A 19970-nucleotide genomic window follows, 5' to 3' on the forward strand; every position below is an offset into this window, starting at 1 on the left:
GGAGGCGCGGGACGCGGGAAGCGGCGGATCAGCGGTAGTCGCTGCCCGACGCGAGGGCCGCGAGCGGAACGAGCACGACCACGACGAGCACGGCGATCGCGAAGAGCAGGACGAGGCCGAGCATGACGGAGTTGAGCACGATGCCCCAGATCGAGAGCGTGCGGCCGGTCGGCTCCCTCCGCAGGCCCAGGATGCCGAAGACGAGGCCCGCGGCCGGAGCGATCACGGTCAGTCCGAAGAAGACGGAGGTGACGCCGAGGATCAGGCTGGTGAGCGAGAACGGGGTCGAGGGCGCCGGGGCGAGGGCCGCGGGCGGGACGGCGGGGGTGCCGTAGGGGGCGCGGGCCTGCTGCGAGGAGGCGGGCTCCTCGGCGGCGGGGCGCTCCCCGGCGGACGGCCGCTCCTCGGTGAGGACGGCGGTCGCGCCCAGGTCCACGGTCGGCTGCTCGTCGGCGGGGGTGGAGAGGCGGGCGGTGCGGTCGTCGGTGGTCACGGTGTGCTCCTTCTCGGGTGCCGGTCGCCCGGCGGGATGCGGTCCCGCCGGGCGGGCCGGCGGTGCTGCCGGTGTGCTCCGGCGATGCCTCCACGCTACGGACGAGCCCGGACCCGCCCCATCCGGGGAACCCCCGGAACTCGGGGGCGATCCCCCGCCTCGAGGCGGGGGCGGGTGCGAGACTGGTCCCGGCGCGAGGAGGCAGCGACGATGGACGACGACGAGCTGCGGCACCGCACCCGGGACCGCAAGGGCGCCCGGGCCGTCTGGTTCGCCGGGCTCTCGGCGCTCGCCGGCTTCGTGGTGATCTCCCCCGTGATCTCCCTCACGGCGACCGTGATGGTGTGGGGGTCGCGGCGGCGGATCGGCACCCTCAGCGACCGGAACGGCCTGGTCGCCGTCAACTGGCAGCTCACCTACCTCGCACTCCAGCTGATGCTGGTCCCGCTGCACCTCGCCCTGGTGTCGGTGCGCGACTCGCTCGGCGCCGACTGGCCGCTCGCGACGATCTCGGCGATCCTCGCGCTGGCCGTGCTCAACCTCGTGCTGTGCGTCGTCCTCGGGATCCGGTCCGGCCAGGGACGCACCGTGCGCCTCTGGATCGCCGTGCCCTTCGCCCGCTCCACCCGTCCGCCGCGCTGACCGTCGGGGCACCCCGGTCCGCACGGCTCCCCGCTCCCGGGACTCCGCCCGGCGTGTCCGCGGCCCGGTGCCCCCTCCACGTCGCGGCGGCGGGCAGGGTGGTGGAGTGATCGCCTTCCCTCCGCCCGTGTACGTCGTGGCCGACGACGGAGTGCGGCTGGCCACCTACTCCGTCGGCGAGGAGAGCGCCCCGACCGTCCTCGCCGTGCACGGCTTCGCCTCCCACGCCGTTCTCAACTGGGAGACGTCGGGCTGGCTGCGGACGCTGCACCGGGCCGGGTACCGCGTCGTGGCGCTCGACCAGCGCGGGCACGGCGCGAGCGAGAAGCCGCACCACTCCGACTCCTACGGCGTGGACGCCATGGTGGCCGACCTGGTGCGGGTGCTCGACTCCTACGACCTCGACGCGCCCCACGTCCTCGGCTACTCCCTCGGCGCCCGGATGAGCTGGGTGCTGGGGCTCTCTCACCCGGAGCGGCTCGCATCGCTGAGCCTCGGCGGGCTGACGGTGGGCGAGCCCCTCCGCTCCTTCGACGCGGAGGCGGCCCGGGCCCGCGTCGCCTCCGGCGGCGAGATCGACGACGGCTTCACCCGCGCCTGCATCGGCATGGCGGAGGGCGTGCAGGGCAACGACCTCGCGGCACTGGTGGCGGTGGCCGACGGCGTCCGCGGCGGGGCGCACCCGGAGCACGGGCGGCACCCCGGCCTGCCGACGCTGCTCGTGACCGGCGGCGCGGATCCGATCGCTCCCGGCGGTGAGCTGCTGGCGGCGGAGGCGGGGGCGCGGTTCGTGAGCGTCCCCGGCCGCGACCACACCAGCACCGTGCCCGCGCGGGGCTTCAAGGACGCGGTGCTGGCGTTCCTGGCGGAGCAGCGCTGAGCCGGCCCCGCGCCGGACGGGAGCACCGCGAGCGCCGAGGCCCGCGGCGTAGCATCCCCCGCATGCAGGCGATCCGCATCGAGAACCCCGGCCCCGACTCCCGACTCGTGCTGGAGGAGGTGCCGACGCCCTCCCCCGGACCCGGCGAGGTCCTCGTCCGCGTCGCGGCCGCCGGCGTCAACCGCGCCGACCTCGGCCAGCGCGCAGGGGTCTACCCGCCGCCGCCCGGCGCCTCCGAGATCCTCGGGATGGAGGTGTCCGGCACGGTCGTCGCGCTCGGCGAGGACGCGACCGGGTTCGCGGAGGGCGACGAGGTCTGCGCGCTGCTCTCCGGCGGCGGCTACGCGGAGTACGTCGCGGTCGACGCGGGCCTGGTGCTGCCGGTGCCGGACGGCGTCGGCCTCGTCTCGGCCGCCGCCCTCCCGGAGACGACGTCCACCGTCTGGTCGAACCTCGTGATGGTGGCCGGGCTCGGATCCGGCGACACCGTCCTCCTCCACGGCGGCGGGAGCGGGATCGGGACCACGGGCATCCAGATCGCCGCCGCCCTCGGCGCCCGCGTCGCCGTCACGGCCGGCAGCCCCCGCAAGCTCGAGGCCTGCCGCGCGCTCGGCGCCGACGTCCTGATCGACTACCACGAGGAGGACTTCGTCGAGCGGATCCGCGAGGCGACCGGCGGGCGCGGCGTCGACGTGATCCTCGACCCGGTCGGCGGCGACTACCTGGCCCGAGACCTGGAGGCGCTGGCCGTGGGCGGGCGCGTGGTGTTCATCGGCAACCAGTCCGGTGCGCTGGGCTCGCTCGACCTCGGGGTGCTGATGCGCAAGCGCGGGGCGGTGCACGCCACGACCCTCCGCGCCCGGCCCCTCGAGGAGCGGCGCGCGATCGTCGCGCGGGTGCGCGCAGAGGTCTGGCCGCTGGTCGCCGCCGGGACGGTGCGCCCGGTGGTGGACGAGGTGGTCCCGCTCGCCGAGGCCGAGCGGGCGCACGACGTGATGCGCTCCTCCGGCCACATCGGCAAGCTGCTGCTCACCCCGTGACGCCCCGCACCGGAGGAGGCCCCCGCCTCCCGCGGTGAGCGGGAGCGGGGGCCTCCTCCGATGACGCCCTCCGGCGGGGCGTCAGACCGCGGAGCGCAGGAGACCGAGCGAGCGGTTGATGCCGTCGACGTCGACCGCGGCCGGATCGAACGAGGCTCCGGCGGCGAGGCCGAGAGCCTCGAGCGCCTCCGCGTGGTCGGCCGAGGACGGGTCCGTCGCCGCCCGCACCGTGTCGGCCCAGGCCGCGGGGCCTCCCGGCACGTCGAGCGGAGCCGCGCCGCGCGCGCCCGTGCAGCGCGGCAGAGCCGTCGACAGCGGCGCGATCGCCTCCAGGCGGATGACGTGGCGCCACTCGTCCTCGAGGTCGTAGACGTAGAAGAGTTCGTCCTGCTCCTGCTCGAGGACCTCGGCGAGCGCGACGCCCGCCTCGTCCACGAGGTCGGCGCCGAACTCCTCCGCGTCGGACGGTGAGCCGATCGGAGCCTGCTCCTCGTCGGGCACGCCCACGCTGAAGTAGTGCGGCTGCGCGTCGGTCCAGCCCAGCGAGAGCTGGAGCGCGAGGTGCAGATCGCGCAGCGACGACTCGGAGGAGAGCTCGAGGCGCCGCCAGACGACGGGCTTGGTCCCGAGCAGGGCGACGTGGAGCGCGTAGGCCGTCGCCGTGTCCTGGGTCGCCTCGTCGAGGATCTCGAGGCGGGTGGCCTCGCGCTCGCCGAGGAGGACGACCGTCGCGCGGACGACGGAGGCGAGGACGGGCGCGAGGCCCTCCGGCACCGCGTAGCCGAACTCGGGCGAGTGCAGCAGCAGCCCGAGCTCGGCGGTGTCGTCGAGCATCCGCTCGGCCGTGCCGACCATGCGCTCGCGCTCGTCGAGGGCCTCGTCGAGCGAGACTCCGGAGTCGGCGGCCAGCTCGTCGACCAGCTCACCGACGACCAGGCCCGGGTGGATCTCGGCCTGGCAGGCGACCGCGATGCGGACCAGCACGGCGTCGGTGGTGGTGACCGCGCGCTCCTCCGGGGAGAAGGCGCCGTCCTCGGTGTCGGCGGCCGCCAGCGCGGTCTGGGCGCTGAGGATCCACTGCTCGAGGAAGCGGGCGACGTAGGCGATGCGCTCGGCGGCGGCCTCGTGCGCGTCGGAGCTGCGCCAGAGCACGGCGGCCTCGCCGAGACCTGCGGCGGATCCCTCCTGCTCGAGCACGGCCGAGCCGACCAGCGCGTCCCACCAGGCCGAGACCGGGATGCGGACGGAGTCGTCGCTCGGGGTGGATCCCGCGGAGGAGATGCCCGCCTCGACCGCGATCTCGCGGGCGGCGCGCTCGGTGAGGGTCGCGCCGTCGTCGGCGGCGAGGTGCTCGACCACGACGTCGGCGGCGTGCACGAGAGCGGTGGCGCGCACGGCGGAGAGCTGCTCCTCGGCCGGGACCTCGTCGAGCTCGGCGAGGTCGTCGAGCACGGCCTCCACGAAGGAGCCGGCGAGGTCGAGGACCTCGTCGAGGACGGCCTGGCACTCGTCCAGCTCCTCGTCGGTGCCGGTCCAGAGGTCCTCGTCGGTGAGGAAGTCGAGGAAGTGCTCGACGACCTCGGCGACGGTGAAGAGGGTGTCGTCGAGGTCGGCCTCGCTCTCCTCCCCCGACAGGTCTGCCTCGATCTGGTCGAAGACGGCCTCGAGCAGCTCGGCGTCGGGCTGGGCGAAGGAGCCGCGCGGGCGCAGGTCGCGGGTCATCGCGAAGAGGTCGGTCAGCACCTCGACGGCCTCGTCGGCCTCGAGGTGCTCGTGCTGCATGCCCACCTCGGCGAGGTGCGAGCGGTACCAGCTGCGGAACCGCACCATCAGCGCGGTCTCGGCCGTGCGGCCGCCGCCCTGACCGCCGGACCCGCTCTGACCGCCTCCGGATCGTCCCTGGTTGCGCTTCTTGCCCATGATTCCTCCGCGACCGCTCCACTCACGACGAAGCGCTCCAGCCTACCCAGTGCGGGCGCGCGGCGGCACGCGCGGTCGCCCCCTGTTCACCCTGTGCGCACCGGGTCCGCTCCCTCTGATGCGGCCGATCGCCCGAGTCCCGGGATCCGCGCGCTGTGGGAGTCCTCGCCGCCCGGGCCCCTGCCACACGGGTCGCGATGATGAGAAATCTCGCAGCGATCGGGCGGCGAGGCTTGCGCTCGGACCCTCCGCTTCGGTGGAGTGTCCGGATGACCGACACGACGGACACCGCCGAGACCGCTCCCGGGAAGGCGTCGCTCAAGCGGGTGATCACCGGGCCGCTGCTGTTCGCCTTCATCGTGGGCGACACACTCGGCGCCGGCATCTACACCCTGGTCGGCACGATGGCCGAGGACGTGGGCGGCGTGATCTGGCTGCCGCTGCTGATCGCGCTGGTCGTCGCCCTGCTCACGGCGGGCACGTACGCCGAGCTGATCACCAAGTACCCGCACGCCGGAGGGGCGGCGCGCTACGTGGACCGCGCGTTCGGGAAGCCGTACCTCTCGTTCCTGATCGGCTTCCTGATGATGGCCTCCGGCATCACGACGGCCGCCTCCCTGGCGAACGCGTTCGCGGGCGACTACCTCGGGGCTCTGCTGGACGTGCCGCCGATCCCCACCGCGATCGTCTTCATCGCGATCCTCACCCTGGTGAACCTGCGCGGGGTGAAGGAGTCGCTGACCGCGAACCTGGTCGCCTCGGTGATCGAGGTGAGCGGACTGGTCATCGTCATCGTCTGCGCCGCGGTCTTCTTCGGCTCCGGTGACGGCGACGCCTCCCGCGTGCTCGAGTTCAACCCCGACGTCGCTCCGCTGCAGGGGGCGTTCGCCGCCTCGATCGTCGCCTTCTTCTCGTTCCTCGGCTTCGAGGCCGCGGCGAACATGGCCGAGGAGGTGCGGAACCCCTCGAAGGTCTACCCGCGGGCCCTCTTCGGTGCGCTGATCACCGCCGCCGTGGTCTACCTCCTGATCGCGCTCGGCGCCGTGATCGTGCTGCCGAACGACGAGCTCGCGGCCTCCAGCGGCCCCCTGCTGGACGTGGTCGCGGCGAGCGGAGTGGCGGTGCCGCCGTGGCTGTTCGGCCTGATCGCGCTCGTCGCCATCGCGAACGGCGCTCTGCTGTTCATGGTGATGGCGTCGCGGGTCGGCTTCGGGCTCGCCACCTCCGGGCTGCTGCCGAGCGCTTTCGGGAAGGTGCTGCCGGGCCGCCGCACGCCGTGGGTGTCGATCGTGGTCGTCGGCGGAGTGACGATGCTGCTCAGCCTGATCGGCGACGTCGGCACGCTCGCCGAGACGACGGTGCTGCTGCTCCTGCTGGTGTTCATCGCGGCGAACGTGTCGGTGCTGGTGCTGAAGAAGGACCGCGTCGACCACGCCCACTACTCCGTGCCGCGGGTGGTGCCGGTGCTCGCGACCATCGCGAGCGTGGTGCTGCTGACGCAGCAGACGGGCGTGGTCTGGCTGGCGACAGCGGGCTACGTGGTCGTGGGGACGCTGCTGTTCCTCGCCACCCGCCTGGGGAAGCGGAAGCACGCGGAGCGGACCCCGGACTGATCCGGGCCGGCGGCGATCCGTCGCGAGCGGCCCGTCCGCGGATCCCCTGCGGGCCGTCCGCGGCGGATCGATCGCGGGGGGGCGGTGAGGAGTGGGATCGTGAGGGGATGACCGTCACGCTCGAGCCGATGCCCGCCGCCGCTCTCGCCACCTGGATGCGGGTCCAGCGCTCGGCGTACATCGAGGACCGGATGCGGGCGGGCGACGACGAGGCCGCGGCGACGCGCAACGCCGACGCCTCGTACGAGAAGTACTTCCCGGGCGGCTCCCCCGCCGCCGGGCACGACGTGCTGCTCGTCTCCGAGGACGGCCGCGCGGTCGGGTCGCTCTGGCTCGGCCCGCACCCGAGCGGACTCGAGGGCGTCGGGTACGTCTGGGACGTGCAGATCGACGCCGCCGAGCGCGGCCTCGGCCTCGGCCGGGCGGCGATGCTGCTCGCGGAGTCGCACGTCCGCTCCCAGGGCGGCTCCGCCCTCGCGCTGAACGTGTTCGGCTTCAACACCGCCGCGCGGGCTCTGTACGAGTCGCTCGGCTACGAGACGACGTCCCTGCAGATGCGCAAGCCGCTGGTCTGAGCGGGGCCGCTCGACGCCGGGCAGGGGCACGACCCGGTCGCGCAGAACGCCGCACGCCGTGCTCGAGGGCGGACGCCGACGGGCGCCCACCGACGAGCACGGCGGCGGTGGTGGAACCGCCGGAAATCAGCGGGACCCTGCGGTCAGCTCGTGGAGGCCACGGCGGTCGGGTCGCCGGTGCCGGACGGACGCGGGGCGTCACCCGATCCGGTCGCCACCGACGCGCCGGTCGGAACGACGGTGCCGCCGGTCGCCATCCCCCGGCCGAAGGCCTGGCCCTGGAGGATCGCGCCGAGGTCGACGCCGGTCGCCGACCTGACGCTGTCGAACGTCGCGGCGAGACCCGCCGCCTGCTCGCGCGCGATGTGGGTGCCGGCGGTGTCGCCGCCGATCAGCGTCACCGAGCCGACGTTCTGGTAGCCCTTCGCGAACTCGGCCATGAGCGAGGGCAGCTGCCCGATGAGCTCGCGACCCAGGATCGCCTCCTGGTTCTCTCGGAGCGCCTCCGCCTCGGCCGCGATGGCGGCCGCGCTCGCCTCGCCCTTCGCGCGGATGGCCTCCGCCTCGGCGGTCGCGTTCGCGCGCAGCGCCTCGGCCTCGGCACCCGCCTTGGCCCGCAGTGCGTGGGCCTCGGCCTCGGCGCGGGCGCTCACGGCGGCGGCCTCGGCGGCGGCGGACGCCTGGCGCGCCTCCGCCTGGCGCTGGACGGCGTAGGCCTCGGCGTCGGAGACCTGCTGCGCGACCTGCCGGTCCGTCTCGGCCTTCTTCTCGCGTCCGTAGGCGTCGGCGTCGGCCTCGGTCTGACGGCGGTACTTCTCGGCGTCCGCGACGCGCTTGACGTCGGCGTCGAGCTCGGCCTGCCGGTTCTCGGCGCGCTGCACGAGGACGGCCTGCTCGCGCTCGGCGCGGGCCAGGTTCTCGGCCTGCTCGGCCTCGGCGTTGGCGCGGCCGACCTCGGACTTCGCGGCGGCGGTGTTCTTGTCGTAGGCGGTCTGCTCGATCAGGTTCGCCTCGTCCGTGGCCAGCTGACGAGCCTTGACCTCGCGGGCCGCGTTGATCCGCGCGACGTCGGCCTCGCGGCGGACGCGCTCGATCTCCTGCGCTCCGAGCGCCTCGATGTAGCCGTTGCGGTCGGTGACGCCCTGGATCGCGAAGGAGTCGAGCACGAGGCCCTGGGCGAGCAGGTCGCCCTTGATGCCCTCGGCGATCTCGTCTCCCAGCTTCTGCCGGTCCTGCATGACCTCCTCGACGCTGAGCTTCGCGACGACGCCGCGGAGGGCGCCCTCGAGCTGCTCGGTGGTGAAGACGTCGATCGACTGGTCCTGCGACGCGAAGCGCTCGGCGGCGGCGCGGACCTGGTCGGCCGTGGACCCGATCTTGACCAGGGCGACGCCCGCGAGGTGGATGGTCACGCCGTTCTTGGTCTGCGCGACCGGCTCCATCTTGATCTGGCGGGAGCGCAGCGAGATGCGGTCGGACCGCTGGGTCAGCTTGTTCACGAACGCGCCGCCGCCGGTGATGACGGTCATGTTCGAGGTGAGGCCGTCCTCGCCCTTCTGCTTCTTCCCGACGATCACGATCGCCTCGTCGGCCTGCGGCACCTGGTACCAGGCGCGGAAGAGGAAGAAGCCGATGAGGGCGATCAGCAGGAGTGCGCCGACGGCGACTCCGGCGAGGACGATCCAGAGGAGATCCGGTTCCATGGGCGGGCGACCTTTCGTCCGACCCGCGCGACGCGGGTACCTGAGAGACGTACAGGTTCCATCGTGTCACAGCGCCTCGGACGGCCGCGTCGGCCGGAGGGGGGATACTGCGGACGCCGCCGAGAGCGGTTCACGCGGGGGCGGGCCCGGAGGAGGACGCCACGAACGAGGGCGTCGCGCGGAATGCCGCGGAAGAGATCAGTGCTGGGGTACCTGGACTCGAACCAAGAACAACTGAACCAGAATCAGCCGTGTTGCCAATTACACCATACCCCAATGGTCATCCGGAGGTGATCCCGGGACCAGGCGGCGACCGGATCGAGACCCGAGCGCCGAGAGACGACAGTACCCTACGCGGGCATCCCGCTCAAATCGAGCCGCGGACGACGCTGCCCTCGGACTCCGGGGCGGCCTCGCCGAGGCGGGCGCGGACGAGGTCGCGGTTGATCGCGGAGGCGACCTGGGCGCCCGATCCGGCGGCGACGATCAGCTGCTGCGGGCCGGGAGGGGTGACCTCGCCGGCGGCGTAGAGGCCGGGGACGGACGTGCGGCCACCGGCGTCGACGCGGAGGAAGCCGTCGGCGTCGCGGTCGGGGCCGGCCGCGTCCAGGTAGTCCAGCGCGGGCGTCCAGACGGGGCGGACGAACGCGCCGGTGCGCGGGACGACGTCGCCGTCGACGAGGCGGACGCCGGTCATCTCGGCGCGCTCCCCGGCGAGGTCGGCGACCGGGCGCCGGTCGACCCGGATGCCGATGGAGGCGAGCAGCGACTCGTCGGCGTCGCTCACCGTCCCGACGCCGTTGGTGAAGACGATCAGGTCGGTCGACCACTGCGAGAGGAGCATGGCCCGCTCCGCGAGGTCGTCGGTCTCGCCGATCAGGGCGAGCGCCTCCCCCGCCTTCTCGTAGCCGTCGCACTCCATGCAGCTGTGCACGGCGGTGCCGTAGTAGGCGCGCAGGCTCGGGAGCGCGGGCGGCGTCTCGAGCAGTCCCGCGGCGACCACGACGGCGGTGGCGACGACGGAGCGGTCGGCGCTGCCGCGCACGCCCCGGGCGCCGACGACGAACTCGCCGCCGGAGCGCTCGACCGAGGTCACCAGGGCGTTGTGCACCTCGGCGGCCTCGTAGCGCTCGAACTCCTCGCGGCCGAGGCGGCGCAGCTCGAGCGGCGAGATGCCGTCGCGGGTGAGGAACCCGTGCGAGTGCAGGGTCGCGGCGTTCCGCGGGCGGTTGCTGTCGAGCAGCAGCACGCTGCGGCGCGCCCGGACGAGGTTGAGCGCGGTGGAGAGCCCGGCGGGGCCCCCGCCGATCACGACGACGTCGTAGCGTCCGCCGACCGTCTCCGCCACGGTCAGGCCTGCCGGGAGGCGCCGAGGTGAGCACCCAGGCGGTCGAGGCGGGCGATCGACTCCTGCTTGCCGAGGATCTCCATCGACTCGAACAGCGGCGGCGAGACGCGGCGCCCGGAGACCGCGGTGCGCAGCGGCCCGTAGGCGATGCGGGGCTTGAGGCCGAGGCCCTCGATCAGCGCGGAGGCGAGCGCCTCCTGGATCGAGGCCGTCAGCCACTCGGACGCGGGGACGAGCTCGAGAGCGCCGATCGAGGCGGCGAGCACCTCGCCGGCGTTCGCGGGCAGGCCCTTCAGCGCGTCCTCGTCGTACTCGAGCGCGTCGGAGGCGGTGAAGAGGAACCCGAGCATGCCGGGGGCCTCCCCGAGCAGGCCGATCCGCTCCTGCACGAGGGGCGCGGCGGCGTCGAGCACCGCGCGCTGCTCGGCGGTCGGCTCGCCCGCGAGCACTCCGGCCGCCACGAGGTACGGGATCGTCCGCTCGGTGAAGTCGTCGACGGCCAGGAGGCGGATGTGGTCGCCGTTGATCGACTCGGCCTTCTTGAGGTCGAAGCGGGCCGGATTGGGGTTCACGTCGGCGACGTCGAAGGCGGCGACCATCTCGTCGATCGAGAAGACGTCGCGGTCGTGCGTGAGCGACCAGCCGAGCAGGGCGAGGTAGTTGACCAGGCCCTCCGGGATGAAGCCGCGGTCGCGGTGGTGGAAGAGGTTCGAGGACGGATCGCGCTTGGAGAGCTTCTTGCTGCCGTCGCCCATCACGTAGGGGAGGTGCCCGAAGCGCGGGACGAAGGTCGTCACTCCGATGTCGATCAGCGCGTGGTACAGCGCGATCTGCCGGGCGGTCGAGGGGAGGATGTCCTCGCCGCGCAGCACGTGGGTGATCTGCATGATCGCGTCGTCGACCGGGTTCACCAGCGTGTAGAGCGGCTGGCCGTTGGGGCGCACCACGACGAAGTCGCTGAAGGAGCCGGCGGGGAACGTGATCGGGCCGCGGACCAGGTCGTCGAAGGACAGGTCGGCGTCCGGCACGCGCAGGCGCAGCGCCGGGGCGCGGCCCTCGGCGCGGAAGGCGGCGCGCTCCTCCTCGGTGAGATCGCGGTCGTGGTTGTCGTACCCGTGCTGCTTCGCGCGGCCGGCCGCCTCGTTGCGCGCGTCGATCTCCTCGGCCGTGGAGTAGCTCTCGTAGAGGTGCCCCGAGGCCGTCAGGCGCGCGATCACGTCGAGGTAGACATCGGTGCGCTCGGACTGCCGGTACGGGCCGTGCGGGCCGCCGACTCCGACGCCCTCGTCCCAGTCGAGCTTCAGCCAGCGCAGCGCGTCGAGGATCTGCTCCACGCTCTCCTCGCTGTCGCGGGCGGCGTCCGTGTCCTCGATGCGGAAGACGAACGTGCCGCCGGTGTGGCGCGCGTACGCCCAGTTGAACAGGGCGGTGCGGATGAGGCCGACGTGCGGGGTCCCGGTCGGCGAGGGGCAGAAGCGGACGCGGACGTCGCTCCCGGTCGCGGTCGTGAACGGGTGCGCGTCCGGCGCGCTTTCCTGGGGCGGGGTGAGCTCAGACATACGAGGCCGATCCTACCGGCGGGAGCCGGTGCGGCGCCCGGGATCGCGGGGGCCGTGGCGCCTCCGCCCCGGGCACGGTGCGCGCCTCGCGGCGACTGCTTCTACCGGACAGCACTGCTCCGAGTCAACGGACTCCCCGAGCGAGCAGGAGCAGTGGTGCGCTGACCCCGGGCCTCTCGTCGAGAGGGCCCGAGCGCCGCACCGCAGGCCGCGCCGGGCCTCCGCGCGAGCGTGCCCGGAAGGAGCACTGATGAGCACGATCGATCTCGACCCCCGCACCGACCGCCCGAGCGCCCTCACCGAGGCGGCACGGGAGGAGAAGGACGCCCGCACGCTCTCGCTCTTCCAGGCCGCGGTGAGCGCGGAGGCCGCCGAGGGCGCGCGCATCCGCGAGCGCATCGTGCTCGACCACCTGGGCCTGGCCGAGGCCATGGCCCGCCGGGTCTCCCGGAGCGGAGGCGACTGGGCGGATCTGCGCCAGGTCGCCTACGTGGGCCTCGTGAAGGCCGCCCGCCGCTTCACTCCCGAGCGCGGCGACAGCTTCGCCGCGTTCGCCGTCCCCACGATCACCGGCGAGCTCAAGCGCCACCTCCGCGACCTCGGCTGGATGATCCGGCCGCCGCGCGGCGTGCAGGAGCTGCACCGCCGCTCCGCCGTCGTCGCCGACGAGCTCGCGCAGGAGCTCGGCCGTCACCCCACCGACCAGGAGATCGCCCGCCGCCTCGGAGTGGACGCGACGGAGGTGGCCGACGCGCGCCTCGCGGGGCATCCGCTCTCCCTCGACGAGACCGTGGGCGAGGGCGGCGTCGGCCTGGGCGACACCCTCGGCGGCGAGGACGACCGGCTGCTGGAGATCGACCGGCGGCACGGGCTCGCCGAGGCCCTGGCCGAGCTCGAGGAGGGCCAGCGCGAGCTCCTGCGGATGCGCTTCGTCGAGGAGCGGACCCAGCAGCAGATCGCCGACGCGCTGGGGACGACGCAGATGCAGGTCTCGCGCCTGCAGCGGCGGATCCTCGCGCAGCTCGCCGACCGGCTCGGCGCCCCCTCGCGCAGCCATCAGCCGCGCGCTCCCCGGGCCCGCGTGGCCACGGTCACTCCGGTCCGACCGGCGACGCGGCTGAAGTCCGCCTGAGGTGGGCCTCGGCACGCGACGGGAGCGACGAGAGGGCGGCGAGGACGTCGTCGACCTGGACCGCGAGCAGCGCCGGGTCCGGCTCGGCGGAGAAGACATCGCCGCGGCGGAGGGAGGCGTCGGTCAGCACGACGTGCGGCCCCGAGGCCGGAGGACCCCAGGCCTCGGGCGGTGCCGGACCGAAGATCACGACCGAGGGGACGCCGTAGGCGGACGCGAGGTGCGCGGCCCCGGTGTCGACGGTCACCACGACCTCGGCGGCCGCGACGACCGCGGCGAACCCGCTGAGCGCGAGCTCCCCCGCCAGCACCTCGCCCGTGCCGGCGAGCTCGGCGACGCGGCGGGCGCGGTCGGCCTCGTTCGCGCCCCCGGTGTAGACGACGCGGTGCCCCTCGGCGGTGAGGGCGCGCGCCACCGCGGCGAAGCGCTCCTCCGGCCACTCGCGAGAGCCGTAGAAGGCCCCGATGTGCACGACGGCGGCTCCGGGGGCCGAGGCGGGCTCCTCGGGGACGGCGATCGCGACGTCCTCGGGGTCGGCGTCGAGACCGATCGAGTTCACCAGGCGGGCCCAGCGGGCGCGCTCGAGCTCGCCATCGATCCAGAGCGGGCGCGGGTCCTCCGGGCCCGCGCCCGGGTCCAGCGCCGGGACGCGGAACTCGAGCGTGCGCTCGGGCGCGATCTCGCGCAGCCGCAGCCGCGACTCCGGGCCGTTGCCGTGGAGGTTCATGCCGAGCTCGACGCGGCCGGCGGCCATCGGCAGTGGGTCGTCGAGTCCGTGAAGGGTGGGCACGAGCGCGTCCAAGCCCTCGACCAGGTCGACGATCGGCTCGAGCCAGGGCGTGGTCGCCATGATCAGCCGGTGGTCCGGGAAGCCGCGGCGCAGGGCCTTGAGCGCCGGGACGGCGACGAGCAGGTCGCCGAGCTTGAGGGCGCGCAGCGCGAGGATCTCCGGAGTCCCGTCCGGGGCGGTGAGAGCGCGCACGGCGCCTCCTTCCTGTCGGAGACCCCGTACCCCGCTGCGCGCACCTCAGACGCGCCGCCCACAGATGCGAGCGACGCGCCCGGACGGACCGACTTCTCCGGAAGGGGGTTTACATCCCCGGTCGAGGGGTACGAGGAGAAGGTGAACGACTCCTCCTCCCGGAGCGCCGACGAGCGCGCGAGGGCCCCGCGCCTGCGGGGGATCCTCTTCGACCGCGATGCGACGCTCGTGGTCGACGTGCCCTACAACGGCGACCCGGCGCAGGTCTCCCCGATGCCCACCGCCCTCGCCGCGGTCGAGCGCGCGCGCGAGGCGGGGCTGGCCGTGGGCGTGGTCACCAACCAGTCCGGGATCGCCCGCGGGATCATCGACCGCGGGCAGGCCGACGCGGTGAACCGGCGCGTGGACGAGCTCTTCGGCGGCTTCGACGTGTGGATGCTCTGCCCCCACGGCCCGGAGGACGGCTGCTCCTGCCGGAAGCCCCGGCCCGGCATGGTGCTCGGCGCCGCCGAGCAGCTGGGACTGCCGGCACGGTCCCTCGCCGTGATCGGCGACATCGGGGCCGACGTCGGCGCCGCCGCCGCGGCCGGCGCCCGTGGAGTGCTGGTGCCGACTCCGATCACCCGCGCCGAGGAGGTGGACGCCGCCCCGCTGCAGGCGGCGACGCTCCTCGAGGCGGTCGAGCTGCTGCTCGCGATGCAGCCCGACGAGGACGCCGAGTGAGGCGCCGCGTGCTCGTCGCCCGCCTGGACAGCGCAGGGGACGTCCTGCTGTGCGGACCCGCTGTCCGCGCGATCGCGGCCGACGCCGAGGTGCTGCTGCTGAGCGGTCCGCAGGGAGCGCCCGCGGCCGCGCTGCTGCCGGGTCCCTCCTCCGTCCGCACCTGGTGGTGCCCGTGGATCGGCGACGCCTCCCGCCCCGTCGACGCCGAGCTCGTCGACGAGCTGCGCGCGATCGCCGAGGAGTTCGCGCCGGACGAGGCCGTGATCCTCACCTCCTTCCACCAGTCGCCGCTTCCGCTGGCCCTGCTGCTCCGCCTCGCCGGTGTCGCCCGCATCACGGGCGCCTCGGTCGACTTCGCGGGCGCCCTGCTCGATGTGCGCCTCGTCCCGGGCGAGACACTCGAGGAGGACCAGCCGGAGCCGGAGCGCGCGCTCGCGATCGCGGCGGCGGCCGGCTTCGCGCTGCCCGCCGGCGACGACGGACGGCTCCGCGTGCGCCGCGAGGGCGTGCTGCCCGCCGCTCTCGAGGGGATCGGCCCCTACTCGGTCGTGCACCCCGGGGCAGCCGTCCCCGCCCGCGCCTGGCCCGCGGCGAACGCGGCCCGCGCCGTCGAGCTGCTGGCGGACGCGGGCCTCGCCGTCGTCGTCACCGGCGGCCCGGGCGAGCGCTCCCTCACGGCCGAGGTCGCGGGCTCCCGCGGCATCGACCTCGGCGGGGCGACGGACTTCGCCGGCGCCGCCGAGGTGCTGGCCGGCGCCGACGTCGTGATCTGCGGCAACACCGGCCCCGCGCACCTCGCCGCCGCGGTCGGCACCCCCGTGGTCAGCCTCTTCGCGCCGGTCGTCCCGGCCGTGCGCTGGGCGCCCTACGGCGTCCCGGTCGCGCTGCTCGGCGACCAGGAGGCGCCCTGCGCCGGCTCGCGCGCCCGCGTGTGCCCCGTCCCCGGCCATCCGTGCCTCGCGGGGGTGAGCGCCGAGGAGGCGGTCGCCGCCGCCCTCCGACTCCGACCCACGACTTCCCCGAGAGAGGCCATCGCATGAGGATCCTGCTCTGGCACGTGCACGGCGGCTGGGCGGACGCCTTCGTCCGCGGCGCCCACACCTACCTGCTCCCCACGACTCCGGCCCGCGACGGCTGGGGCCTGGGCACCGGCGGCCGCGACTGGCCGAGCGCCGTCGAGATCGCGCCCGAGGAGCTGCACGACGCCGACGTCGACGCGGTCCTCCTCCAGAGGCCCGAGGAGCTCGCCGAGGCCGAGCGCCTGCTCGGGCGACGCCTCGGCCGCGACGTGCCCGCCGTCTACGTGGAGCACAACACCCCCCGCGGGGACGTGCCGGACAACCGCCACCCGCTCGCCGACCGCGACGACCTGCTGATCGTCCACGTCACCCACTTCAACGCCCTGATGTGGGACACCGGATCGACGCGGACGACGGTGATCGAGCACGGGATCCACGACCCGGGCCCTCTCTACACCGGCGAGCTGCCGCACTTCGGCGTGGTCGTCAACGAGCCCGTCCGCCGGGGCCGGGTCGCGGGGACCGACCTGCTCCCCCGCTTCGGCGCCGTCGCTCCGCTGGACGTCTTCGGGATGAAGACCGACCGGCTCGCCGAGCTGCCGGGCCTGGAGGACGTGACGGTCCTCGGCGACGTCCGCACGCAGGCGATGCACGGGGCCCTGGCCCGCCGCCGGGTCTACCTGCACCCGTTCCGATGGACCTCCCTCGGCCTCGCACTGCTGGAGGCGATGCACCTCGGGATGCCCGTCGTCGCGCTCGACGTGACGGAGGCGGGGCGCGCCGTCCCGCCCGAGGCCGGAGCGATCTCGAACGACCTCGACGCCCTCGTCGCCTCGGCCCGGGCGCTCGTCGAGGACCCGGACCGGGCCGCCCGCGCCGGCGCCGTCGCCCGCGAGGCCGCGCTCGCGCGCTACGGCCTCGCCCGGTTCCACCGCGACTGGGACGAGGTCCTCGCCGACCTCCCCGGACGCCGGTCGCCGGAGCCCGCTCTGGAAGGGAGCACCCGATGAAGCAGCACCTCTCCGCCGCGCCCGCGCTGACGATCGCCATGGTCTCGGAGCACGCGAGCCCGCTGGCGACCCTCGGCGGCGTCGACGCCGGCGGTCAGAACGTCCACGTGGCGGCGCTCGCCGACGCGCTCGCCCGCCGCGGCCACCGCGTCGTCGTCTACACCCGCCGCGACGACCCCTCCCTCCCCCGGCGCGTGCCCTTCACCTCGGGAGTCGAGGTCGTGCACATCGACGCCGGACCGCCGCGCCGGGTGTCCAAGGACGAGCTGCTGCCCTTCATGGGCGACTTCGCCGTCGACCTCACCGAGGAGTGGCTGCAGGAGCGGCCGGACCTCGTGCACAGCCACTTCTGGATGTCCGGGGTCGCCGCGCTCGACGCCTCCGAGCGGGTGGAGCGCGCCACCGGGCGGCGCGTGCCCGTCCTCCACACCTTCCACGCGCTGGGCGTGGTCAAGCGCCGCCAGCAGGGTGCGCTCGACACCAGCCCCGAGGAGCGCGCCTGGCTCGAGCCCGGAGTGGGCCAGAAGGCCGACGGCGTCGTCGCCACCTGCTCGGACGAGGCCTTCGAGCTCAAGGGGCTCGGCGTGCCGACCTCGCGCATCTCGGTGGTGCCCTGCGGAGTCGACATCGACCGGTTCTCGGTCGAGGGCCCGGTCGCGCCCCGCGGCGAGCGCTCGCGGCTGATGACCATCGGACGCCTGGTGCCGCGCAAGGGCATGGGCATCGCGATCGAGGCGCTCGCGCACCTGGTCGCGGCCGGCCACGACGCCGAGCTCGTCGTGGTCGGGGGCTCCGGCTCCGGCGACGCGCTGACGGCGGACCCCGAGTACCAGCGGCTGCACGGCGTCGCCGAGAGCCTCGGCGTCGCGGACCGTGTCGACTTCGTCGGCCAGCTCTCGCAGACCGAGATGCCCGCGATGCTCCGCTCGGCCGACGTCGTGGTCTGCGCGCCCTGGTACGAGCCGTTCGGCATCACTCCGCTCGAGGCGATGGCCTGCGGCGTGCCGGTCGTCGCCTCCTCCGTGGGCGGCCTGATCGACACCGTGGTCGAGGACGTCACCGGGGTCCACGTGCCTCCGCGCGACCCGGTCGCCCTGGCCGCCGCCCTCGGCTCGCTGCTGGAGGACCCCGACCGCGCCCGCGCCTACGGGGCCGCCGGACGCGAGCGCGTCGAGTCCCGCTACTCCTGGGACCGCGTCGCCGCCGACACCGAGCGCGCCTACGTCACGACCCTCGCCGGCCTCGGCGACGAGTCGCTCCTCACCGGCGCCACGAGCGCACCCTCATCCCCCACCACCCGGAAGGCGGCTCCGCGACGATGACCATCGACACCGCGACCATCGACACCGTTCTGGACACCCCGGCCGACGCCGCCCGGCGCCTCGTCGACGACCACGTGGCGCGCGCGCTCGACGCGGTCGCGCAGCTGGAGCGCCACTCCGACAGGATCGCCGCCTGGGGCGTCGAGCTCGCCGACCGCCTGCACTCCGGCGCGCGCCTGCTCGCCGCGGGCAACGGCGGCTCCGCGGCCGAGGCGCAGCACCTCACCGCCGAGCTCGTCGGCCGCTTCGACGGCGACCGCGTCCCCTTCTCCGCCATCTCGCTGCACGCCGAGACGTCGAGCCTGACCGCGATCGGCAACGACTACGGCTTCGACCACGTGTTCTCGCGCCAGGTCACCGCGCACGCCCGGGCGGGGGACGTCGTGGTGCTGCTCTCCACCAGCGGACGCAGCGCGAACCTCCTCCACGCCGCGGAGGCCGCCCGTGCGGCGGGCGCCCGGTCGTGGGCGCTGACCGGCGAGGGGCCGAACCCGCTCACCGAGCTCTGCGACGAGGCGATCGCCCTCGAGGGCCACGGCTCCAATGTGCAGGAGGCGCAGCTGGTGCTCGTGCACGCGCTCTGCCGGGCCTTCGAGCACCGGATCCGCGCACGGACGGCGGCCGCCGCGTGAGCCGCCTGCGCCTCGTCGTCGTCGGCGACGTGATGCTCGACGTCGACCTCTCCGGACCCGCCGAGCGGCTGAGCCCGGACGCCCCCGTCCCCGTGGTCGACGTGTCGGCCCGCAGCGCCCGCGCCGGCGGTGCCGGGCTCGTCGCCCGGATGCTCGCCCGCGACGGGCACGAGGTGACGCTGGTGACCGCGCTCGCCGAGGACTCGGATCCGGACGTGGCGGAGCTGCGCGCCGAGCTGTCCGGCGTCCGCCTGGTCGCCGGGCCCTCGGGAGCGCCGACGCCGGTGAAGACCCGCGTCGCCGCCTCCGGCCAGGCCGTGGTGCGGATCGACCGCGGCTGCGAGACGCCGCCCGTCCCCGGCGTCACCGACGCGATGCTCGCCGCGCTCGCCGACGCCGACGCCGTGATCGTCGCCGACTACGGCCGCCGCCTGACCGAGGAGCCGTCGCTCCGCACGGCGCTCGACGCGCTCACCGTGCCGCTGGTGTGGGATCCGCACCCGCGGGGCTCGCAGCCGGTCGCCGCCACCTCCCTCGCCACCCCGAACCTGGCCGAGGCCACCGCCTTCTCGGGAGCCGTCGGCCGCGGAGTGACGCGCGCCGAGTCCGCCGCGACCACCCTCCTCGAGCGCTGGGGCTGCGGTGCGGTCACCGTGACGATGGGATCCTCCGGCGCCCTGCTGCGCTCCCGCGGCGCCGGCGTCCCGGTCGTCGCACCGGCCGTCGCCGTGCCGCCCACCGACCCGTGCGGCGCGGGCGACCGGTTCGCCGCCTCCGCCGCCGTCGCCCTCGCCGAGGGTGCGAGCACGTCGGAGGCGGTGCAGGCGGCGGTCGCCGCAGCCGGCGCCTACCTCCTCGCGGGAGGGGTCGCCTCACTGTCCGCTCCCGCCGACCCCGCACCCCTCCACGGCGGCGGGGTGGACGCCCTGCGCGTCGCCGAGTCCGTCCGCGCGGCAGGAGGAACGGTGGTCGCGACGGGCGGCTGCTTCGACCTGCTCCACGCCGGCCACGCCCGCACCCTCTCCGCCGCACGCGCTCTCGGCGACTGCCTGATCGTCTGCCTCAACTCGGACGACTCCGTCCGGCGCCTCAAGGGCGCGGCGCGGCCGATCATCCCCGAGGACGACCGCGTCGACCTGCTGCTCGCGCTCGAGTGCGTCGACGCCGTGCTGGTCTTCGGCGAGGACACGCCGGACGAGGCGCTGCGCCGCATCCGCCCCGACGTCTGGGTGAAGGGCGGCGACTACTCCGCCGAGTCCCTCCCCGAGACGGCGACGGTGGCGGACTGGGGCGGCCGGGTCCTGACCGTGCCGTACCACCCGGGCCGCTCGACCACCCATCTCGCCGCCGCGCTCGCGCGCGTCGGCTGACCCGCGG

Annotated in this window: 18 protein-coding genes and 1 tRNA gene; 12 read left to right on the plus strand and 7 right to left on the minus strand. The window is 74.8% G+C overall.

The window, feature by feature from the left end:
* Positions 1 to 28 precede the first annotated feature (28 nt).
* The gene (locus tag C5C54_RS05895) at positions 29 to 493 is read right to left on the minus strand and encodes a DUF4190 domain-containing protein (protein WP_104250160.1); all 465 of its coding nucleotides are present in this window, start codon (positions 491 to 493) and stop codon (positions 29 to 31) included.
* Between the two features lie 174 nt (positions 494 to 667).
* Between C5C54_RS05895 and C5C54_RS05900 the strand changes: the two genes are divergently transcribed.
* The 3 genes from C5C54_RS05900 (at position 668) to C5C54_RS05910 (ending at position 3055) form a co-directional block, all read left to right on the plus strand.
* Positions 668 to 1135 carry a DUF4870 domain-containing protein gene (locus tag C5C54_RS05900; protein WP_181127854.1) on the plus strand — a complete coding sequence of 156 codons (468 nt, stop codon included), beginning with the start codon at positions 668 to 670 and terminating at the stop codon, positions 1133 to 1135.
* Positions 1136 to 1241: 106 nt separating this feature from the next.
* On the plus strand, positions 1242 to 2015 hold the full coding sequence (locus C5C54_RS05905) for an alpha/beta fold hydrolase (protein ID WP_181127855.1): 774 nt from the start codon (positions 1242 to 1244) through the stop codon (positions 2013 to 2015).
* 62 nt (positions 2016 to 2077) lie between these two features.
* Complete coding sequence (locus C5C54_RS05910) at positions 2078 to 3055, plus strand: NAD(P)H-quinone oxidoreductase (protein ID WP_104287956.1); 978 nt, start codon at positions 2078 to 2080, stop codon at positions 3053 to 3055.
* An 81-nt stretch (positions 3056 to 3136) separates the two neighbouring features.
* On the opposite strand, the gene C5C54_RS05915 is transcribed toward C5C54_RS05910, so the two are convergent.
* A complete protein-coding gene (locus tag C5C54_RS05915; RefSeq protein WP_104287957.1) occupies positions 3137 to 4975 on the minus strand; it encodes a plasmid pRiA4b ORF-3 family protein in 1839 nt (612 codons plus the stop codon).
* Positions 4976 to 5244: 269 nt separating this feature from the next.
* Here C5C54_RS05915 and C5C54_RS05920 point away from each other — a divergent pair, with 269 nt between their 5' ends.
* Positions 5245 to 6588 (plus strand): APC family permease, encoded by a 1344-nt coding sequence (locus tag C5C54_RS05920; RefSeq protein WP_104226270.1) that lies wholly within the window; start codon positions 5245 to 5247, stop codon positions 6586 to 6588.
* A gap of 107 nt (positions 6589 to 6695) precedes the next feature.
* The gene (locus C5C54_RS05925) at positions 6696 to 7163 is read left to right on the plus strand and encodes an N-acetyltransferase (protein ID WP_104287958.1); all 468 of its coding nucleotides are present in this window, start codon (positions 6696 to 6698) and stop codon (positions 7161 to 7163) included.
* A 143-nt stretch (positions 7164 to 7306) separates the two neighbouring features.
* Here the strand turns inward: C5C54_RS05925 and C5C54_RS05930 are convergent, their stop codons facing one another.
* From C5C54_RS05930 to gltX, 4 genes are all read right to left on the minus strand, one after another.
* Positions 7307 to 8866, minus strand: a complete 1560-nt coding sequence (locus tag C5C54_RS05930) for an SPFH domain-containing protein (protein ID WP_104226268.1) — start codon at positions 8864 to 8866, stop codon at positions 7307 to 7309.
* Positions 8867 to 9070: 204 nt separating this feature from the next.
* Positions 9071 to 9142: transfer RNA gene (locus C5C54_RS05935), tRNA-Gln, on the minus strand.
* Positions 9143 to 9233: 91 nt separating this feature from the next.
* A complete protein-coding gene (locus C5C54_RS05940) occupies positions 9234 to 10214 on the minus strand; it encodes an NAD(P)/FAD-dependent oxidoreductase (RefSeq protein ID WP_104276156.1) in 981 nt (326 codons plus the stop codon).
* Positions 10215 to 10216: 2 nt separating this feature from the next.
* Positions 10217 to 11773: a glutamate--tRNA ligase gene (gene gltX, locus C5C54_RS05945; protein ID WP_104287959.1), complete on the minus strand. Its 1557-nt coding sequence runs from the start codon at positions 11771 to 11773 to the stop codon at positions 10217 to 10219.
* A 250-nt stretch (positions 11774 to 12023) separates the two neighbouring features.
* Between gltX and C5C54_RS05950 the strand changes: the two genes are divergently transcribed.
* Positions 12024 to 12905 (plus strand): sigma-70 family RNA polymerase sigma factor, encoded by an 882-nt coding sequence (locus C5C54_RS05950; RefSeq protein WP_104223520.1) that lies wholly within the window; start codon positions 12024 to 12026, stop codon positions 12903 to 12905.
* Here the strand turns inward: C5C54_RS05950 and C5C54_RS05955 are convergent.
* On the minus strand, positions 12865 to 13887 hold the full coding sequence (locus C5C54_RS05955) for a glycosyltransferase family 9 protein (RefSeq protein WP_104287960.1): 1023 nt from the start codon (positions 13885 to 13887) through the stop codon (positions 12865 to 12867). The genes C5C54_RS05950 and C5C54_RS05955 overlap by 41 nt on opposite strands.
* Positions 13888 to 14028: 141 nt before the next feature.
* On the opposite strand from C5C54_RS05955, the gene C5C54_RS17895 reads away from it, so the two are divergent.
* Genes C5C54_RS17895 through C5C54_RS05980 form a run of 6 tightly spaced genes read left to right on the plus strand, consistent with a single transcriptional unit; the run spans position 14029 to position 19963 of the window.
* Complete coding sequence (locus C5C54_RS17895; RefSeq protein WP_104226264.1) at positions 14029 to 14610, plus strand: HAD-IIIA family hydrolase; 582 nt, start codon at positions 14029 to 14031, stop codon at positions 14608 to 14610.
* The gene (locus C5C54_RS05960; protein ID WP_219812156.1) at positions 14607 to 15650 is read left to right on the plus strand and encodes a glycosyltransferase family 9 protein; all 1044 of its coding nucleotides are present in this window, start codon (positions 14607 to 14609) and stop codon (positions 15648 to 15650) included. The genes C5C54_RS17895 and C5C54_RS05960 overlap by 4 nt, the downstream gene beginning before the upstream one ends.
* Positions 15647 to 16639 (plus strand): glycosyltransferase, encoded by a 993-nt coding sequence (locus tag C5C54_RS05965; protein WP_104287961.1) that lies wholly within the window; start codon positions 15647 to 15649, stop codon positions 16637 to 16639. The genes C5C54_RS05960 and C5C54_RS05965 overlap by 4 nt, the downstream gene beginning before the upstream one ends.
* A gap of 26 nt (positions 16640 to 16665) precedes the next feature.
* A complete protein-coding gene (locus tag C5C54_RS05970) occupies positions 16666 to 17961 on the plus strand; it encodes a glycosyltransferase (RefSeq protein WP_104287981.1) in 1296 nt (431 codons plus the stop codon).
* Entirely contained in the window at positions 17958 to 18593 is a 636-nt protein-coding gene (locus tag C5C54_RS05975; protein ID WP_104247441.1) for an SIS domain-containing protein, read from the plus strand. The genes C5C54_RS05970 and C5C54_RS05975 overlap by 4 nt, the downstream gene beginning before the upstream one ends.
* A 5-nt stretch (positions 18594 to 18598) precedes the next feature.
* Positions 18599 to 19963: a PfkB family carbohydrate kinase gene (locus C5C54_RS05980; RefSeq protein ID WP_104287982.1), complete on the plus strand. Its 1365-nt coding sequence runs from the start codon at positions 18599 to 18601 to the stop codon at positions 19961 to 19963.
* Positions 19964 to 19970 lie beyond the last annotated feature (7 nt).

This window comes from Rathayibacter sp. AY1F2 (genome assembly GCF_002930885.1).
Lineage (GTDB): Bacteria > Actinomycetota > Actinomycetes > Actinomycetales > Microbacteriaceae > Rathayibacter.

What these genes read in the sequence shown, in the direction of transcription:
- C5C54_RS05975 (WP_104247441.1), top strand. Translation starts at nt 17,958, where the DNA reads ATGACCATCGACACCGCGACCATCGACACCGTTCTGGACACCCCGGCC.
- C5C54_RS05930 (WP_104226268.1), bottom strand. Translation starts at nt 8,866, where the DNA reads ATGGAACCGGATCTCCTCTGGATCGTCCTCGCCGGAGTCGCCGTCGGC.
- C5C54_RS05915 (WP_104287957.1), bottom strand. Translation starts at nt 4,975, where the DNA reads ATGGGCAAGAAGCGCAACCAGGGACGATCCGGAGGCGGTCAGAGCGGG.
- gltX (WP_104287959.1), bottom strand. Translation starts at nt 11,773, where the DNA reads ATGTCTGAGCTCACCCCGCCCCAGGAAAGCGCGCCGGACGCGCACCCG.
- C5C54_RS05950 (WP_104223520.1), top strand. Translation starts at nt 12,024, where the DNA reads ATGAGCACGATCGATCTCGACCCCCGCACCGACCGCCCGAGCGCCCTC.
- C5C54_RS05925 (WP_104287958.1), top strand. Translation starts at nt 6,696, where the DNA reads ATGACCGTCACGCTCGAGCCGATGCCCGCCGCCGCTCTCGCCACCTGG.
- C5C54_RS05910 (WP_104287956.1), top strand. Translation starts at nt 2,078, where the DNA reads ATGCAGGCGATCCGCATCGAGAACCCCGGCCCCGACTCCCGACTCGTG.
- C5C54_RS05965 (WP_104287961.1), top strand. Translation starts at nt 15,647, where the DNA reads ATGAGGATCCTGCTCTGGCACGTGCACGGCGGCTGGGCGGACGCCTTC.
- C5C54_RS05920 (WP_104226270.1), top strand. Translation starts at nt 5,245, where the DNA reads ATGACCGACACGACGGACACCGCCGAGACCGCTCCCGGGAAGGCGTCG.